The organism is Nocardia sp. NPDC051911 (assembly GCF_040681035.1).
Lineage (GTDB): Bacteria > Actinomycetota > Actinomycetes > Mycobacteriales > Mycobacteriaceae > Nocardia > Nocardia sichangensis.
The window spans coordinates 148406-164572 of the sequence record NZ_JBFAXY010000006.1 but is presented as its reverse complement, the minus strand read 5'-3'; the positions used below and the strand labels follow the sequence as shown (position 1 = coordinate 164572).

The 16167-nt window shown below is 65.4% G+C and carries 16 protein-coding genes; 6 read left to right on the top strand and 10 right to left on the bottom strand.

The features are described from left to right. Positions 1 to 108 precede the first annotated feature (108 nt). The 4 genes from AB0L97_RS09855 to AB0L97_RS09840 all read left to right on the top strand — a co-directional run bounded on the left by AB0L97_RS09855 (position 109) and on the right by AB0L97_RS09840 (position 5369). Positions 109 to 1308: a site-2 protease family protein gene (locus AB0L97_RS09855; RefSeq protein WP_355069942.1), complete on the top strand. Its 1200-nt coding sequence runs from the start codon at positions 109 to 111 to the stop codon at positions 1306 to 1308. Between the two features lie 109 nt (positions 1309 to 1417). Further along, on the top strand, positions 1418 to 2575 hold the full coding sequence (gene ispG, locus AB0L97_RS09850) for a flavodoxin-dependent (E)-4-hydroxy-3-methylbut-2-enyl-diphosphate synthase (RefSeq protein ID WP_355069944.1): 1158 nt from the start codon (positions 1418 to 1420) through the stop codon (positions 2573 to 2575). A 68-nt stretch (positions 2576 to 2643) separates the two neighbouring features. Further along, the gene (locus tag AB0L97_RS09845) at positions 2644 to 3507 is read left to right on the top strand and encodes a GNAT family N-acetyltransferase (protein WP_355069946.1); all 864 of its coding nucleotides are present in this window, start codon (positions 2644 to 2646) and stop codon (positions 3505 to 3507) included. 74 nt (positions 3508 to 3581) lie between these two features. After that, positions 3582 to 5369: a penicillin-binding transpeptidase domain-containing protein gene (locus AB0L97_RS09840; protein ID WP_364427135.1), complete on the top strand. Its 1788-nt coding sequence runs from the start codon at positions 3582 to 3584 to the stop codon at positions 5367 to 5369. 19 nt (positions 5370 to 5388) lie between these two features. Here the strand turns inward: AB0L97_RS09840 and AB0L97_RS09835 are convergent, their stop codons facing one another. From AB0L97_RS09835 to AB0L97_RS09810, 6 genes are all read right to left on the bottom strand, one after another. After that, the gene (locus tag AB0L97_RS09835; RefSeq protein WP_364427132.1) at positions 5389 to 6396 is read right to left on the bottom strand and encodes a hypothetical protein; all 1008 of its coding nucleotides are present in this window, start codon (positions 6394 to 6396) and stop codon (positions 5389 to 5391) included. Positions 6397 to 6518: 122 nt separating this feature from the next. Next, positions 6519 to 9467: an IPT/TIG domain-containing protein gene (locus AB0L97_RS09830; protein WP_364427129.1), complete on the bottom strand. Its 2949-nt coding sequence runs from the start codon at positions 9465 to 9467 to the stop codon at positions 6519 to 6521. 335 nt (positions 9468 to 9802) lie between these two features. After that, entirely contained in the window at positions 9803 to 10108 is a 306-nt protein-coding gene (locus AB0L97_RS09825; protein WP_355069953.1) for a hypothetical protein, read from the bottom strand. Further along, on the bottom strand, positions 10105 to 10542 hold the full coding sequence (locus tag AB0L97_RS09820) for a hypothetical protein (protein ID WP_364427125.1): 438 nt from the start codon (positions 10540 to 10542) through the stop codon (positions 10105 to 10107). Before AB0L97_RS09820 ends, AB0L97_RS09825 begins: the two co-directional genes overlap by 4 nt. Beyond that, positions 10539 to 10760 carry a hypothetical protein gene (locus tag AB0L97_RS09815; protein ID WP_355069956.1) on the bottom strand — a complete coding sequence of 74 codons (222 nt, stop codon included), beginning with the start codon at positions 10758 to 10760 and terminating at the stop codon, positions 10539 to 10541. The genes AB0L97_RS09820 and AB0L97_RS09815 overlap by 4 nt, the downstream gene beginning before the upstream one ends. Before the next feature lie 786 nt (positions 10761 to 11546). Continuing rightward, a complete protein-coding gene (locus tag AB0L97_RS09810; protein ID WP_356961338.1) occupies positions 11547 to 12284 on the bottom strand; it encodes an IPT/TIG domain-containing protein in 738 nt (245 codons plus the stop codon). Positions 12285 to 12576: 292 nt separating this feature from the next. Here AB0L97_RS09810 and AB0L97_RS09805 point away from each other — a divergent pair, with 292 nt between their 5' ends. Beyond that, positions 12577 to 12789 carry a hypothetical protein gene (locus AB0L97_RS09805; RefSeq protein ID WP_364427120.1) on the top strand — a complete coding sequence of 71 codons (213 nt, stop codon included), beginning with the start codon at positions 12577 to 12579 and terminating at the stop codon, positions 12787 to 12789. 298 nt (positions 12790 to 13087) lie between these two features. After that, entirely contained in the window at positions 13088 to 13390 is a 303-nt protein-coding gene (locus AB0L97_RS09800) for a hypothetical protein (protein ID WP_355069963.1), read from the top strand. A gap of 76 nt (positions 13391 to 13466) precedes the next feature. Here AB0L97_RS09800 and AB0L97_RS09795 read toward each other — a convergent pair whose 3' ends face one another. The 4 genes from AB0L97_RS09795 to AB0L97_RS09780 all read right to left on the bottom strand — a co-directional run bounded on the left by AB0L97_RS09795 (position 13467) and on the right by AB0L97_RS09780 (position 15975). Then, a complete protein-coding gene (locus AB0L97_RS09795; protein WP_364427116.1) occupies positions 13467 to 14069 on the bottom strand; it encodes a hypothetical protein in 603 nt (200 codons plus the stop codon). A 159-nt stretch (positions 14070 to 14228) separates the two neighbouring features. Continuing rightward, the gene (locus AB0L97_RS09790) at positions 14229 to 14771 is read right to left on the bottom strand and encodes a hypothetical protein (RefSeq protein WP_364427113.1); all 543 of its coding nucleotides are present in this window, start codon (positions 14769 to 14771) and stop codon (positions 14229 to 14231) included. Positions 14772 to 14788: 17 nt separating this feature from the next. Continuing rightward, positions 14789 to 15664: a hypothetical protein gene (locus tag AB0L97_RS09785; protein ID WP_364427110.1), complete on the bottom strand. Its 876-nt coding sequence runs from the start codon at positions 15662 to 15664 to the stop codon at positions 14789 to 14791. Continuing rightward, positions 15661 to 15975: a hypothetical protein gene (locus tag AB0L97_RS09780; protein ID WP_355069971.1), complete on the bottom strand. Its 315-nt coding sequence runs from the start codon at positions 15973 to 15975 to the stop codon at positions 15661 to 15663. The genes AB0L97_RS09785 and AB0L97_RS09780 overlap by 4 nt, the downstream gene beginning before the upstream one ends. Between the last annotated feature and the right edge of the window lie 192 nt (positions 15976 to 16167).

The following is a 16167-nucleotide window of genomic DNA, read 5'->3' as shown; positions in this document are numbered from 1 at the left end:
CAGGACAGAGCTTTGTCCCATTAAGGTGGTCAGAGTGCTCGCGGCCAGGAGCGGACGCGCGCGTGCGGGATATTCGAGCTGCGCATACGCAGGAGGGCTGTAGAGCAAATGGTGTTCGCGTTGGGGTTCGTGCTGTTCGCGCTGGGCATCACGGTGTCGATCGCGCTGCACGAATGTGGGCACATGTGGACCGCCCAGGCGACCGGCATGAAGGTGCGGCGGTACTTCATCGGATTCGGGCCGAAGATCTTCTCGTTCCGCCGCGGCGAGACCGAATACGGACTCAAGGCGCTTCCGCTCGGCGGTTTCTGCGACATCGCGGGCATGACGGCGCTCGACGAATTGCGCCCGGAAGAACTCGACCGCGCCATGTATCGCCAGGCCACCTGGAAGCGGCTGGTGGTGATGTCCGGCGGCATCGCGATGAACTTCGTCCTCGGCTTCATCTTGATCGTGGTGCTCGCTGTCGGCTGGGGGCTGCCCAATCTGAAGGAACCCCCCGCCACCGCGCTGGGGGTCATGAGCTGCGTGCCGCAAGGGAAGCCGGACGGCTCGTCCGAGTCCTGCACCGGCACGGGCCCGGCGCAGCGCGCCGGATTGCGGCGCGGTGACATCGTCAAAGAGGTGAACGGCGTAAAGGTGGACACCTGGCGGCAGTTCCAGGCCGAGACCCAGAAGCAGACCGGCCCCTTCACCTACCTCATCGAGCGCGACGGCAGCACCCTCACCATTCCGGTGACCCCGGAGCGGGTCGTGCGCTACCCCGAGGGCGGTGGCGAGGGCCGCGTGGTCGGCGCCGTCGGCGTGGCGCCCGAGCGCTACGACCCCGTGCAATACGACCTGCTGGGCGCTGTCCCCGCCGCCGCCGGGTTCACCGGCGACATGTTCCTGCGCACGGTCGACTCGCTGACCGAGATGCCCGCGAAGGTCTCCGCGCTGTGGAACGCGGTCACCGGAGGCGAGCGTGATCCGGAGACCCCGGTCAGCGTGTACGGCGCCAGCAAGATCGGTGGCGAGACCGCCGAACGCGGCCTGTGGAACGTCTTCATCCTGGTGCTGGCCAGCCTGAACTTCTTCCTCGGCATCTTCAACCTGCTGCCGTTGCTTCCCCTGGACGGGGGCCACATCGCGGTGGTGATCTACGAGAAGATCCGCAACACCATCCGCGGTTGGAAGGGACTCGCGCCGGGTGCGCCGGTGAATTACCTGAAGTTGCTGCCGGCGACCTATGTCGTCGTGGTGATCGGCGGTGCGTACATGCTGCTCACCCTGGCCGCCGACATCGTGAACCCGATCAAGCTGTTCTGACCGGCGCCGCCGATCAGGCGGTGTGACCGGCGACGTAGGGTGGGCGTCGCGCGCCACGGCTAGACTCGGCACCGAACCGGCCGGACACGACGAAAGTAGGCAGCCGAAGGTGACCAGCACAATCGGATTGGGGATGCCGACCGCCCCCGCGGCAGTGCTCGCTCCACGGCGTAAGACCCGCCAGCTGATGGTGGGCAAGGTCGGGGTGGGCAGCGACCACCCGATCTCGGTGCAGTCCATGACCACGACCAAGACGCACGATGTGAACGCCACCCTGCAGCAGATCGCGGAGCTGACCGCGTCGGGGTGCGACATCGTGCGAGTGGCCTGCCCGCGTCAGGAGGACGCGGACGCGCTGGCCACGATCGCCGCGAAATCCCAGATCCCGGTGATCGCCGACATCCACTTCCAGCCCCGTTACATCTTCGCCGCGATCGACGCCGGGTGCGCCGCGGTCCGGGTCAACCCCGGCAACATCAAGGAGTTCGACGGCCGGGTCAAGGAGGTCGCCAAGGCCGCGGGTGCGGCGGGCATCCCGATCCGCATCGGCGTGAACGCCGGTTCGCTGGACAAGCGGATGATGGAGAAGTACGGCAAGGCCACGCCGGAGGCGCTGGTGGAGTCGGCGCTGTGGGAGGCGAGCCTGTTCGAGGAGCACGGGTTCGGTGACATCAAGATCTCGGTCAAGCACAACGACCCGGTGATCATGGTGGAGGCCTACCGGCAGCTGGCCGCGCAGTGCGACTACCCGCTGCACCTCGGCGTCACCGAGGCGGGCCCTGCGTTCCAGGGCACGATCAAGTCGGCGGTCGCGTTCGGCGCGCTGCTGGCGGAGGGCATCGGCGACACGATCCGCGTCTCGCTGTCCGCGCCGCCCGCCGAGGAGGTCAAGGTCGGCGGGCAGATCCTGCAATCGCTGAACCTGCGCCCGCGCAAGCTCGAGATCGTGTCGTGCCCCTCCTGCGGGCGCGCGCAGGTCGACGTGTACACGCTGGCCAACGAGGTCACCGCGGGCCTGGAGGGCATGGCGGTGCCGCTGCGAGTGGCCGTCATGGGCTGCGTCGTGAACGGGCCCGGTGAGGCGCGCGAGGCCGACCTGGGTGTGGCCTCCGGCAACGGCAAGGGCCAGATCTTCGTCAAGGGCGAGGTCATCAAGACCGTTCCCGAGGCGCAGATCGTCGAGACGCTGATCGAAGAGGCGATGCGCATCGCCGAGGAGATGGGCGAGGACTCGGGCGCGGGCGAACCGGTCGTCACCGTCGGCTGAGGACGCGCCTAACCAGCGCTTTCGGCTTAGTCATACCGCATAGCGCCGGTTCGTGGCAGGCTGTCATCGTGCGGAGTCTGCTGGAGCCGGCGCGACGGGCCAAATACGCCCCTGCGCGGCAGCTCGCTAATCGGGATCTTGCTCAGGTGCTACGTGTGCTGGATGCGGATCCGGTCGCCTCGTGCATGGTCGCGGCCCGCCTGCAAGAGTTCGGTTTGGACAACCGGTGCGGCCAAGGGGAGCTGTGGAGCAGGGGCGGCCCGTCGGAATCGCTGTGTTTCTCGGGTGCGAACCTGGTGCCGTTGCTGGGGGATCGTGGCGCACTGCGCGCGTTCGCCGACCGCGCTATGCGCTGGCCCCGCGTCTGTTCCTCGGTGGTCGGGCGCAGGGAACTGGCGTTGCCGCTGTGGGAGATGTTGACCGGGCACTGGGGTCCGGAACGTGAGCTACGCGGGGAACAACCGCTGCTGGCACTGGCCCAGCCACCAGTGGCGACGCCCGACGCGGAGGTACGCCGGGTGCGTCGCGACGAGCTCGACCGCTACCTCTCGGCCGCGATCGCCATGTTCATCGAGGAGGTCGGCGTCGATCCGCGCGCGGGTGACGGCGGACGCGGCTATCGCCGCCGCATCCAGAGCTTGATCGAATCCGGCCGCGCCTGGGCTCGTTTCGAGGACGGGGAAGTGGTCTTCAAAGCGGAGGTCGGCTCGCTGTCCCGGCGCACGGGCCAGATCCAAGGCGTCTGGGTGCACCCGGATCATCGGGGGAAGGGGCATGGCACCGCGGGTACCGCGGCGGTCGCGAACGCCGTGGTCGCCTCCGGCCGCACTGCCAGCCTGTACGTGAACGACTACAACGCGATCGCTCGCCGCGCCTACAGCCGCGTCGGGTTCCGGCAGATCGCGACTTTCGCCACCGTGCTGGTCGACTGAGCGTGGCCGACTCCGCGGCGAATCCCGGAGTGCCGCAGGCGTTTGCCCATCAGTGACTATTACCATCGGTGCCGATGTCCACTCGGATGCTTCTCTCGGTCGCCGTCGCAGCCCTCACGGTGGCGGCCGCCGGTTGTGCGAGCAAGCCGCAGGGGCCGGTTCCCGTCGCGGACGCGTTCGTCAAAGCGTTCGCCGAGCACCGGGTCAGCGCCGCCGCCGACCTTACGAACCTGCCGGAAAAGGCAGACGCAGCATTGCGTTCCGCTTGGAATCAACTCCAGGCCGAACAGCTCACGGCGCGCACCGGCGCGGCGCGCGTGACCGGTGACACCGCGACCGTCGACTACACCTACGAGTGGCGGCTACCGAAGAACCGGACCTGGAAGTACTCGGGCCAGTTGCAGATGGGACGCAGCAACGGGCGCTGGATGGTCCGCTGGACCTCTTCCGACATCCATCCCAAACTCGGTGACACCCAGACCATGGCGTTGCGATCCGAGCCGCCGCCGCGGGCGCGCGTGAACGAGCAGTCCGGCAGCGACATCATGGTGCCCGGCAAGGTGTCCCGGGTCGCGTTCGTGGCGGCCGACGCCGCCGATCCGAAAAGTGTGGCCACCGCGCTCTCCGCCGCGCTGTACCGTTTCGACAAGTCGCTGACGCCGCAGTCGATTCTCGACGCGGCCGAGGCCGCGCACGGCGCCTACACGGTCGCGCTGCTCAACGATCTCGAATCCGCTGAGGTGACCACCGATCTGATCGGGTTGCCCGGCGTCACGTTGACCCAGCAGTGGGATCTGGTCGCCACCGATCGGGAGTTCGCGCCCGATCTGCTCACCCAGGTGCGTAAAACGGTGATCGCGGAAGTGGACGGCAAAGCGGGGTGGAGCGTGGTCACCTTGAACGCCAACGGCGCCGACACCGATGTCCTGATGGAGGTGCCCTCGCAACCCGCGCCGTCGTTCTCGCTCAGCGTCGACCGCAACGTGCAGAACGCCGCACAGCGTGCCGTGCAGGCGCGTACCGAGCAGACCATGATGGTGGTGGTGCGCCCGTCCACCGGCGCGATCCTGGCGGTCGCGCAGAACAAGGCCGCCGATCGAGATGGTCCCCTCGCGACGATCGGCCAGTATCCGCCCGGCTCGGTGTTCAAGACGGTGACCGCCGCCGCGGCCATGTCGAACGGCCTCGTGACCCCGGACACGGTGCTGCCGTGCCCCAGCCGAATCGTGATCGGGGAGCGGACCATCCCCAACTACAACCTGTTCACCGTCGGCAATGTGCCGATGTCCACGGCCTACGAGCGGTCCTGCAACACCTCGTTCGCCAAACTCGCCAGTGATCTGCCCGGTCCCGCGTTGCACGAGGCCGCCGCGAAGCTCGGTGTGGGACCCACGTATACGGTGGTGGGGCTGCCGACGACCACCGGTTCGGTGCCCGCCTCGGACGACCTGATCCAGCGCACCGAGGACGGCATCGGTCAGGGCAAAGTGGTGGTCAGCCCGTTCGGCATGGCGCTCATGGCAGCGACCGTCGCGCACGGCTCGGTGCCCGTGCCGTACCTGATCGCGGGGCGGCCCACCCAGGTCGATGGCGACCGTCCGCCCCTCGCTCCCGACGTCATCGAGGGATTGCGCACGATGATGCGCAAGGTGGTCCTGGGCGGTACGGCCGAGCGGATCGCCGATCAGGGCGAGGTCTACGGCAAGACCGGCGAAGCCGAAGTGGACGGCGGGTCGCACTCCTGGTTCGTCGGCTTCCGTGGCGACATCGCTTTCGCGACGCTGCTGGTCGAAGGGGGCAGTTCCGACAACGCCGTCGCGGTGACACGGGACATGCTGGCGGCGCTGCCACCCGGATACTGACGCATCGCCGCCCACACTGTCATTCACCGGAGGCCGGCCCGATCAGCAGATGCTCCAAGCTGACCGTGTGGTCGGAGTACTGGTCGACACCGATGACGGCGACGAAGTCGTGATCACCGGCACGCTGTTGCAGAGCCCCCCACGAGTGGGCCAGATACCACCCCGCTCCGGCGGTGCCCCGTGGACCCAAACCGCCGCAATGCATCCAGTAGCGGCCGGGATGCCGATCGGGGCTCGGGCGTACCCGGGCGACGACGCCGATGTTGCGGTCGTCGTCGGAGTCGTACCCGCTTCCGTCGGCCAGTCGCAGCTGCACGGAACGGAAACCGTCCTCGGCGACGCTGTCGCGCACGGTGAACAGCGGACGCTCGACGGTGTCCAGATACAACCGCAGGCAGTCGTTGCCGGTCAGCCCGAAGCTGATGCACGGGCGGTCGCGGCGCGCGACGAGATCGCGGTCGCTGCGGACGTCGACCGGGATGCTGGTGTGGCGTTGCAGGAAGGAAAGCACATACAGCAATCCCCGCAGATCGTTCTCCGCCACCACCGACGGGAGGTCGACGTATCGGTTCCCGAACGCGCCGCCATGCTTCTGAAACACACGCTGCTGGCCGATGCCCGCCGCTCGAAGTGCTTGCGCGGCGGGCCGTGCCAACTCGAATGCCGAGTACACCAGCGTCGTTCCGTCGGTGATCATCTCGGCGCCGAGGAAAGCCTCGAGTGAGGCCTCGACGCCGGAGAATCCCGTCTCGTGCGAAGGGATGTCGACGGGTGCGGAGTTGGCCATCTGGAACAATCCCTCAACGGTCCAGCCCGGGAACATCCGCTCCAGCACTCGGCAGTGATAGTCGCGCGGCAGCCCGATCATGCGCCCGGACAACCACTGGTAATACTGCGCCTTCGCCGGCCCGTGCCCAGGCGGGATGGGCGGATCGAGCCGCGCCGCGCACCGGTCGTACGCGGCCAGAAAATCGTGATGACTCTTGAGATGCCGCTCCGCCAGCAGCATCTTGAGTACGGTCGCCAACGAAACCCCCTTAACCCCTGCAGCCTCCGTCCACGGTGGCGGAGACTCGTGTCGTAGTCGCTCGACCGCGACGAAGCTGGGCCGCCGGCAACAGCCTGCCGACGGCCCAGCCGCTTCAGCCGTCAGATGTAGGTGAACGCAAGACCATTACTGGTTCCTCCTGCAGTGGTGACGGTGAGTTGTACGGTGCCCGTTCCGGCGGGTGTGACCGCCGTGATCTGGAGCGCGGAGTCGACGGTGAACGACGCCGCCGGTGTGCCGCCGAAGTCCACCGAGGTGGCTCCGAGCAGGTTCGTTCCGGCGATGACGACCGTCGTCCCGCCCGCCACCGACCCCACGTTCGGCAGCGCCGTGATCAATGTGGGAACCCCGAGGTAGGTGTAGGCGATTCCGTTGCTGGTACCTCCTGCGGTGGTGACGGTGACCTGTACGGTGCCGGTCCCCGCGGGCGCGACCGCGGTGATCTGCGTATCGGAGAGCACTGTGAACGAGGTGGCCGGTGTGCCGCCGAAGGTGACCGCGGTGGCGGTGGAGAGCCCCGTCCCGGTCAGGACGACGATCGTCCCACCGGCTTCCAATCCCACATTCGGCAGCACCGTGGTGAGGGTGGGGAGCGGAATGTAGGTGTAGGCCACGCCATTGCTGGTTCCGCCCGCTGTGGTGACGGTGAGTTGCACCGTTCCGGTTCCGGCGGGTGCGACGGCGGTGATCTGGGTGGCGGAGTCGACGGTGAACGAGGTCGCCGGTGTGGCACCGAAGTCGACCGCTGTGGCTCCGGTCAGCCCTGTGCCGGTGAGAACGACGATCGTACCGCCCGCTTCCACGCCCACATTCGGGACAGCTGCCGTCAGCGTGGGAACTGCGATGTAGGTGTATGGAAGGCCGTTGCTGGTTCCGCCGGATGTGGTGGCGGTGACCTGCACTGTACCGGTTCCGGCGGGTGCGACGGCGGTGATCTGCGTATTGGAGTCGACCGTGAACGAGGTCGCCGGTGCACCGCCGAAGTCCACCCCGGTGGTACCGGTCAGCCCGGTTCCCGTGATGACGACTGTTGTTCCGCCCGCGGCAGGCCCGATATTCGGGACCACCGTGGTGAGAGTGGGAACCGGAATGTAGGTGTAGGGCAGGCCGTTGCTGGTTCCGCCCGCTGTGGTGACGGTGACCGATACGGTTCCGGTTCCGGCGGGTGCGACGGCGGTGATCTGCGTATTGGAGTTGACCGTGAACGAGGTCGCCGGTGTGCCACCGAAGGTGACCGCAGTAGCTGTCGACAACCCGGTGCCGGTGATGACGACCGTCGTCCCACCAGCTGCCACACCCGAATTCGGGACCACCGCGGTGAGGGTCGGGACCGCGACGTAAGTGTAGGCGACTCCGTTGCTGGTTCCACCGGGTGTGGTGGCGGTGACCGATACGGTTCCGGTTCCGGCGGGTGCGACGGCGGTGATCTGGGTGGCGGAGTTGACGGTGAACGAGGTCGCCGGTGTGCCACCGAAGGTGACCGCTGTGGCTCCGGTCAGTCCGGTTCCCGTGAGAACGACGGTTGTTCCGCCGGACACCGGTCCGACATTCGGGACCACCGTGGTGAGGGTGGGCACCGCGACGTAGGTGTAGGCGACTCCGTTGCTGGTTCCACCGGGTGTGGTGGCGGTGACCGATACGGTTCCGGTTCCGGCGGGTGCGACGGCGGTGATCTGGGTGGCGGAATTGACGGTGAACGAAGTCGCCGGTGTGCCACCGAAGCTGACCGCTGTGGCTCCGGTCAGTCCCGTTCCCGTGAGAACGACCGTCGTTCCGCCCGACACCGGACCCACGTTCGGCACTGCCGCTGTGAGGGCGGGAACGGCGATGTAGGTGTAGGCGACTCCGTTGCTTGTCCCGCCCGCAGTGGTGACGGTGACCGACACTGTTCCGGTTCCGGCGGGTGCGACGGCGGTGATCTGGGTCGCGGAGTTGACCGTGAACGAGGTCGCCGGTGTGGCACCGAAGGTGACCGCTGTGGCTCCGGTCAGGTTGGTTCCGGTGAGTATCACCGTTGTTCCGCCCGCGGCCGGTCCGGTGTTCGGGACCACCGTGGTGAGGGTGGGCACCGCGACGTAGGTGTAGGCGACGCCGTTACTGATTCCACCCGGTGTGGTGACCTTGACTGATACCGTTCCGGTTCCGGCCGGTGCGACGGCGGTGATCTGGGTGGCGGAGTTGACGGTGAACGAGGTCGCCGGTGTGGCACCGAAGGTGACCGCTGTGGCTCCGGTCAGGTTGGTTCCGGTGAGAACCACCGTCGTCCCGCCGGTCACCGGCCCGGCGCTGGGGGCGATGCTCGTCAGCGTGGGCACCGCGGCGTAGGTGTAGGCGACTCCGTTGCTGGTTCCACCCGATCCGGTGACGGTGACCTGCACGGTGCCGGTCCCGGCGGGTGCGACGGCCGTGATCTGAGTCGGGGAGTTGATTGTGAAAAGCGTCGCGGTGCTGCCGAATCGCACCGTCAGCGGGCCGGTGAACCCGGTACCGGTGATGATGACGCTGTTACCGCCCGCGGTGGGACCGGAAGTCGGCGAGATGGACGTGATCGTGGGGACCACGACATAGGTGTAGGGGACCGCGCCGCTGGTGCCGCCGGGACCGGTCACGGTGACCGGGACGATCCCCGTTCCGGCCGGGGTGACGGCCGTGATCTGCGTGTCGGAGACGACCGTGAAGGACGTAGCCGGTGTGCTGCCGAACGTGACCGCGGTGGCGCCGGTGAAGCCGGATCCGTTCAGAGTGACGGTCGTTCCGCCCGCGGTCGACCCCTGATTGGGAGTGATGCTGTTCAACGCGGGAACGGCGACATAGGTGTAGGGGAGCCCGTTGCTGGTCCCGCCCGAGTTGGTGACGGTGACCTGCACGGTGCCGACCGAACCGGCGGGGGCGACCGCAGTGATCTGGGTGGCGGAATCGAGCGTGAACGTGGTTGCGGTACTGCCGAATCGTACGGTGGTGGGACCGCCGAATCCGGTGCCCGTGATCGTGACGCTCGTACCACCGGTGGTCGGTCCCGATGTCGGGGACAGAGAGGTGATGGTAGGCATGGCGCTGCCTCCTTGTTGCCGTGGTGTTTGTTCCTCTGTCACCGGGGGGCGCCGACAATTCCATGGCCCGGCTGGTTTCCATCTCACTCCGAGATACGGGGGCTGGCAACATGTCTGGAATCCGTTTTGGTCCGTTTTCGGATAGGTGCCGGCGTGTCTGTTTGCGAAGTGAACTACTTGGCACACGTTGCGGCAGCGAAGTTTTCGGCGGCGTCGCGACGCCGCCGATTATTTGCCGACGCGAAGCGGGTGGCCGGAGCGCGGAGAGCCGCGAACATTCGGCGACCACTGGAAAATGGCCTCGCGGTGTCCCGCTCGTCGAGCTCCTGTCCGCGTCACAGGAACAGTTCGGGCGGATCGTCGAATTCGATGCCCGCCTGCCGCACCCGGCTCACCATCTTCCGATCCCACTCCCGGTGTGCCCGCAGCGCCATGCGGAACTCGCCCATCTGCTCGGACATCTGCTGTGTCTGCGAAATGGCCAGGTCGCTGAGGACTTTCGCCGCGTCGGCCTTCGTCTTGGTCATGTTGGCGTCGACGTCGCCGCGCTTGAACCACGCCGTCACCGCCGCCGACAGCGCCGATGAGCTGGCGATGAGCACCAGCGCGGCGAAGAGCGGCGACTGCTGTACCAGGTTCATGACACCTCCCTCACCTTCACCGCGTGCAACGTCCGCACGTCTTGCAGCACCTGGCGGCGCTTCCACAGGAACGCGACGCCCAGCGCGATCGGCAGCGGACCGCCGAGAAACGTGGCCGTGCCGAGGCTTCGGTTCTCGAGCTGCAACAGCAGCAGCTGCGCACCGAAGGCCACCAGGGACCAGCCGAGCGCCCCGAGACCGACCTGCTCGATCAGATACCCCCAGACGTGCCGGGCGAACAAACCGACCAGCGTCGTGGCGCAGCCGATCAGCATGAGAACCAGCCACAGTGTCCGGAGCCCCGACGGCATGGCCGCGGTCGCCGAATCAGGTGGCGGCCCGTAGACGCACTGCAAGAGCATCGAGGCGCCGAAGACAGCGCACAGCACCACCTCGAAGGGGTCGTGGCGGGTCTTCTCCTTGGTCGCTTTCATGCTGGCTCACCGCTGTCCGGTGGCGCCGGGCTGACCCGGTGGCGTGCCGACTCGACCGCGGGCAGGCCCAGCGCCGCCGCGATGATGGCGAGGACGAATCCGGAGAGGTCGGACGAGACAACGCCCTTGGCGACTCCGTACCCGATCAGCGCGACCAGCAGTGGGTACAACAATGCGCGGACGGGCTCACTGTGCAGGAACGTGATTACTTTGTTCATCGGTTCTTTCCTTTCTTTCTTGATGCGGCATCGGGGTGCCGCCGGCCGGTCTGGAAGCCCGATGACTGGAGAACTGTGCGCCGCACCCAGGCGTCGGGGTCCGTTGGGACACGGTCGCGAGTTCGGACCGTGTCGGTGTCGTGGAATCCACCCCGAGCGGGACCTAGTTGAACCCGTGTGCGGTGGAGGACGGTTCGTGATGCGATGCTGTCGCCCGCACCACCGCGATGCTGTCCACTCGAATGCCGGTCGCCACCGTGACACGAGAAGCCCGCGCGTGCCGTCCCGAAGACGGGGAGAGGAATGTAGGCATGGCGCTGCCTCTCTGTTTGCTGGTTCCTCCAAAGCGGGGGGTGCCCGAAGCTGGTGTTGGATCGGTTAACTCCGTTATGCCCCAGGAACAGCGCGTCGGCAACGTGTAGGATGATCCGTTTTTGTCCGTTTTCCAGATTGTTGCCACGTGTTGACCAGCGCCGGGAACGGATCGTCGGGCCTTGCCCCGGAGTTGTTCTCGCCGACATGGCAGGCTGGGACTGTCGCCTTGGCAGCCGACCGTCCCTCCTGCGGACGGAATCCAGTCGCGCGCAGTCACTATCGGTGCCGAGCCGTTCCACGGCGCGTGGGCTTCCGGGCAGGTGGCCGCTGTCGGTCGCCGGTGTGAAGGAAGGACCCTGCTGTTGCGGACGGTCTGCTCGAGAGGGACTGCGAGAAGCTCGCAGTGAATCAGGCGCTCAACGCGATCGGGCCGCCGCCGGATTCCCGGCGACGGCCCGTGGGTTGTCTCGATCAGACGTAGGTGTAGGTGACGCCGTTGCTGGTGCCACCCGAGCCGGTGACGGTGACCTGCACGGATCCGGTCGCACCTCCGGGAGCGATGGCGGTGATCTGCAACGCGGAGTCGACGGTGAAGGTCGTGGCGGTACTGCCGAACCGGACGGTCAGCGGGCCGGTGAACCCGGTGCCGGAGATCGTGACGTTGTTGCCGCCCGATGCGGGACCCGAAGCAGGGGAGACCGCCGTGATGGTGGGCACCACGACATAGATGAAGGTGACCCCGTTGCTGGTGCCGCCTGGAGCGGTGACGGTGACCGACACGATGCCCGTGCCCGCCGGGGCGACGGCCGTGATCTGCGTATCCGAGTCGACGGTGAACGAAGTCGCCGGTGTGGTGCCGAAAGTGACGGCGGTGGCACCGGTCAGTCCGGACCCGGTGAGTGTGACCGACGTCCCGCCGGCGGTTGACCCCTGGCCGGGGGCGATGGAGGTCAAAGCCGGGACGGCGAGATAGGTGTAGGTGGCACCGTTGCTGGTCCCGCCCGAATCGCTGACCGTCACCTGTACCGCGCCGGCCGACCCCGCGGGAGCGACGGCCGTGATCTGTATGGCGGAGTCGATGGTGAAAGTCGTTGCGGTGGAGCCGAACCGCACGGTCAGCGGACCGGTGAACCCGGTGCCCGCGATCGTGACGCTGGTGCCTCCCGTGGTGGGGCCCGAGGTGGGTGTGATCGAAGTGATTGTGGGCACGGCGATGCCTCCTGGTTTCGTGGAGATTGTTTTCTCTACGCCGGGGGGAGGGCGCCCCGACTCACTCAGTGGCCCGGCTCTTTCCATTAGCGCTCACCGCCGCTACCTCGGCAATAAGTCAGCCACTCCGTTTTTGTCTGTTTTCGAATCCATTCTGTGTGAACGCCTCCCAGCGGTGTTCTCGCGGGGTCACACGGCCTCGGCCGCGGCCGGAAAAGATACGCCGGCAACGCCGCCACCTCGTCCGCAGGTCCACCAGCCGCGGCAGCTTCTCGGCGAGGAGGCGAGAGCGATGCGCCGGCGCGATGCGGTCGGTACGTCCGGCGATCACCAGGGTGGGCACGGTGAGGGCGCGAGGGTCGAGACGGGTCACCAGGCGCACCAGCATGGCGCCGTAGCCGACGCGGCCGCGAGCGTCTATCTGCTGGTGCCCAGCCGGCATTTGGATCTCGAGAATCCCACCGTCGCCCGGCACGTAGCCCGCCGGACCATCGCACCCTGGTGACGGGCTCTTCTGACCGGACCCGGTGACGGCGACCTTCCGACGCCGTCACCGGGTCCGGCGACACATACGGATGTGATGGCAGCTCGGGCGACGCCTCGGCGGCTGGAGCCCGTCGGCACCAGCGGGAAAGCGGTATCGTGGACCCGGTCGTGCTGTCCGAGTGCGCTGCGTCCGAGGGGGATTCATTGATCGGGAGAACCGGTGCGGGAATCACTGTGGGGCCGGTCGTCCTCCGTCGGCCTGCCACCGATGCGCGGTTCGGTCGTGCCTCCCGACCCGCGCGAGTGGGAACGGAAGCGTGAACGGTCAGCCCCCGCTGCTCCCTGCGGGCCCGGGAACGGTACTCGACGCCAGGGCAGTCCTGAACGGAACCGTCGACATGCGCACCTACCGGCGCAAGTACCTGGTCATCTACGCGCAACCCCGGCGAGGTCTCGCCTGGGATGCGGGCCTGCTGAAAGCCAACCACGACGGAAATTTGTCGATACTGGCTTCCTGTATCGAATGGCTGGACACGTACTTCGGCTGGGAACTGGTGAGCGTCTTCACCCGCCAGGTCGACAAGTACTACATCCATCACGCGATGCTTCGGCGGCGATAAACGACAACCCATTGGAGCACAGCGAGACCGGCCGCACACTGCCGTCGGTCGCGGTCCGCTGACGGAGGGCCTGCCGTCAACCCCTGAGAGCGCGGATCGTGTCGATGAGCACCTGCGCGCCTTCTCGGGTCAGTTGGTCATCTCGCGTCGTTTGGGCTTCGGTGGCTCGGAACTGGAGTTCGCCCTTCCAGCCGTCGACCGTGGTGGTGAGGTCGACGTCGAGCAGTGTGGTGGCGTGGTCGCCCCCCTTGGGCAGTGGCTCGGTCGCGACCTTGACGCTCGCGCCGTTCACGGTCAGAACCTTGGTCGGGTAGTTATCTGTCGACGCGGGAGGTGTGGACAGGGTGTTACCGCTGACGGTGACGCGAAACAGGGATACGTATCCGAGGGCAGACGGCCACGCGGACCCGTCTGCCTTCTCATAGACACACCCATTGCCGGTGCCGATCTTATCGGTCAGCGATTTTCCGCCAGCGCCGGCGCTGACCTGCAGATTTTCGGCACCAGCTCGAGTGACGAAGAACTGTTTCGCAGAGTCGCACAACTCCTGAATTGTGTGGCTGCTCGTCGGTATCTCATACTTGTCGGGATGAGTGTGCGAAAACAAATCGCAGGCCGAAAGCAGCACACCCAGAGCCGAAATCGCAAGCAGCTTTCGGAAGATCACGTCGCCTGCCATTCGGAGCTGGGAGAGTTGGTGTTGAAGTCGTCGGAAGAGCTGCGCGGCCACCGATTGTTGATGGAATGTGAATACCCCACTGAAACACCTTCTTCGAACGAACTCACCTCAGGCAACAGGTTTGGCCGCGTCGGCAGCTTCCACCCGCGGAGCTGACCGCTAAGCCTTTGAAACCTTTCTGGTCAGCTCGACGAGAAAATAGGCAGCCCTATTAATGTCCTCATCCGTTAGATGCAGGATGCCAGTTGCGGTTCGGGTTTCGGATTCGGTGATCCTGAATTGTCCATTCCACTCTCCGATCCGGGTTGCCAAAACGACTTCGATACCGGGATTTCTAGTGTCGGTGCGCATATCCTGAACCCAAACTGGATCATTCAGTCCGGTCGTTTTTCTAAATCCTACGACACCTTCAGTCGGGTCCGGGGCGTTCGGTGCATTCCGTAACGATACCCTGCCATTCGCCCTCTGGCTCGTGCTGTTGATGACTGTGCAAATCCCGCCGGGTGAAATCGTTTCTTCACGATTGAAGAGCGGCACCGCGGTCAAGTCAACTGCGCCGAGTTGGTTGCCAAAGAAAGTGAGCAGCGAATCGCACAAGGCGCCCTGGGTTACAGCGGCCGGCTGCTCTGGAGATGGTGGCGAAGGCGAAGGCGACGTGGCGCATCCGGCTGTCAGTGCTGCAGCAACTACGGCCACCGTCATAAACCGAAAGATTCCGATCACAGCTGGAGCTTCCAATCTGATTTGTCGCCATCATTCACCGATGCATCGCCGAGTGCGATACGAAGCCCATTGATACCCTCGCCGTAACTTGCGACGACTCCCGGAGGCCATTTGTTTTCAGGGAGGCCAGCTTGGGCCGATATATTCTGTGTAATCTTGTTGCCTTCGATCATATTTGTCTGAGCGTTTGTTGCAATGGACGTAGCAGCTCCAAGGATGAAGGTCTTCGATGCATCCACTGCCGCCACCAGGTCGGTTGAGGCTGATATGGGACCGAGAGGGAAATTGAAGAAGGACTTGATTAGACTTGTAACGACAGTCAGAACTTTCGTTACCAGATCCTTTGATTTGGTCGCGAGATCAGTGTAGAGGGCGAGCTCGTTCTGGGCAATTCTCTCAAGGCTTGTCGCTATTGTCTCGCATACTTGCGGCATGGTGTCCAGGGCGAGCTTCTGTCGCATGCGCAGTTCCCTGTATCGGTTGGCGGCATCGCCTTCCCATTCGCCTGTGAGGTCTGTTTCCGAGAATGCATTGCTTGCATTGAAGATATCGTTCCTTATATTGCGCCATTCGTTCGCATAGTCGATAAAAGTAACCGGGACTTCGAGTCCGGGTTCCATTTCAGCAAGCTTGTCCCAGGTTTCACCCAGTGCCTTATTGATCTGATCGCGGTTCGCCCATACCAAATCTACTTGCATTTCGGTCGTGAACACGCCACCGGTGACCAATCCGCCGGTGTACCCCTCCGCGCGGATCAGCTTGACCAAATCCCCATGCCAGTCCTGTACTTTTTGGGGCAGGTTGCCGATGTCGTTCTTACTCGACCGAATGGCCTCTATCTGTCTGATCAACTCCTCGCGGGTAGTAGTCACAGTTCACCGGCTTTGCTTTGGATGGCATGCGCGCCAGCGATATCCTCTGCCTCATATGTATCGTGTGCCTGTTTGAGTACCGAGGCTATGTCCTCGAACACGGTCTTTCCTTCAAGCATTCTGCCGAGGAAGTAGCTCGGGGCGGGTCTGTACTTTTCCAGGGTGAGGGCGAACGCGCCGGCTTTTCCCTCGGGAATGTCGACGGCGAAGGTTCTCATAGCCGCGCGGTTCAGATGATCGGCAGCCTCATTCCATTTGTTCACAGCATGCTGCATCAGATTCAGTGAGACAGTTACCTTGTCGGATGTCATATCGGCCTCTCGTCCAGAAGTCGTTCTCTGTGGCGATCCAAGTGGTACTCGAGATCTGCTTCGGTGTATCGTGAGTAGTCCCGCCGAGCTTCGAATGTCGGGCGCAACGAGCGGATTTGCTGCGCGCACCGCAAAATTTCGTCGGAGAGTTGATGAGGGTCAGTGGACCCGGGCCAGGACGACGAAATCTTG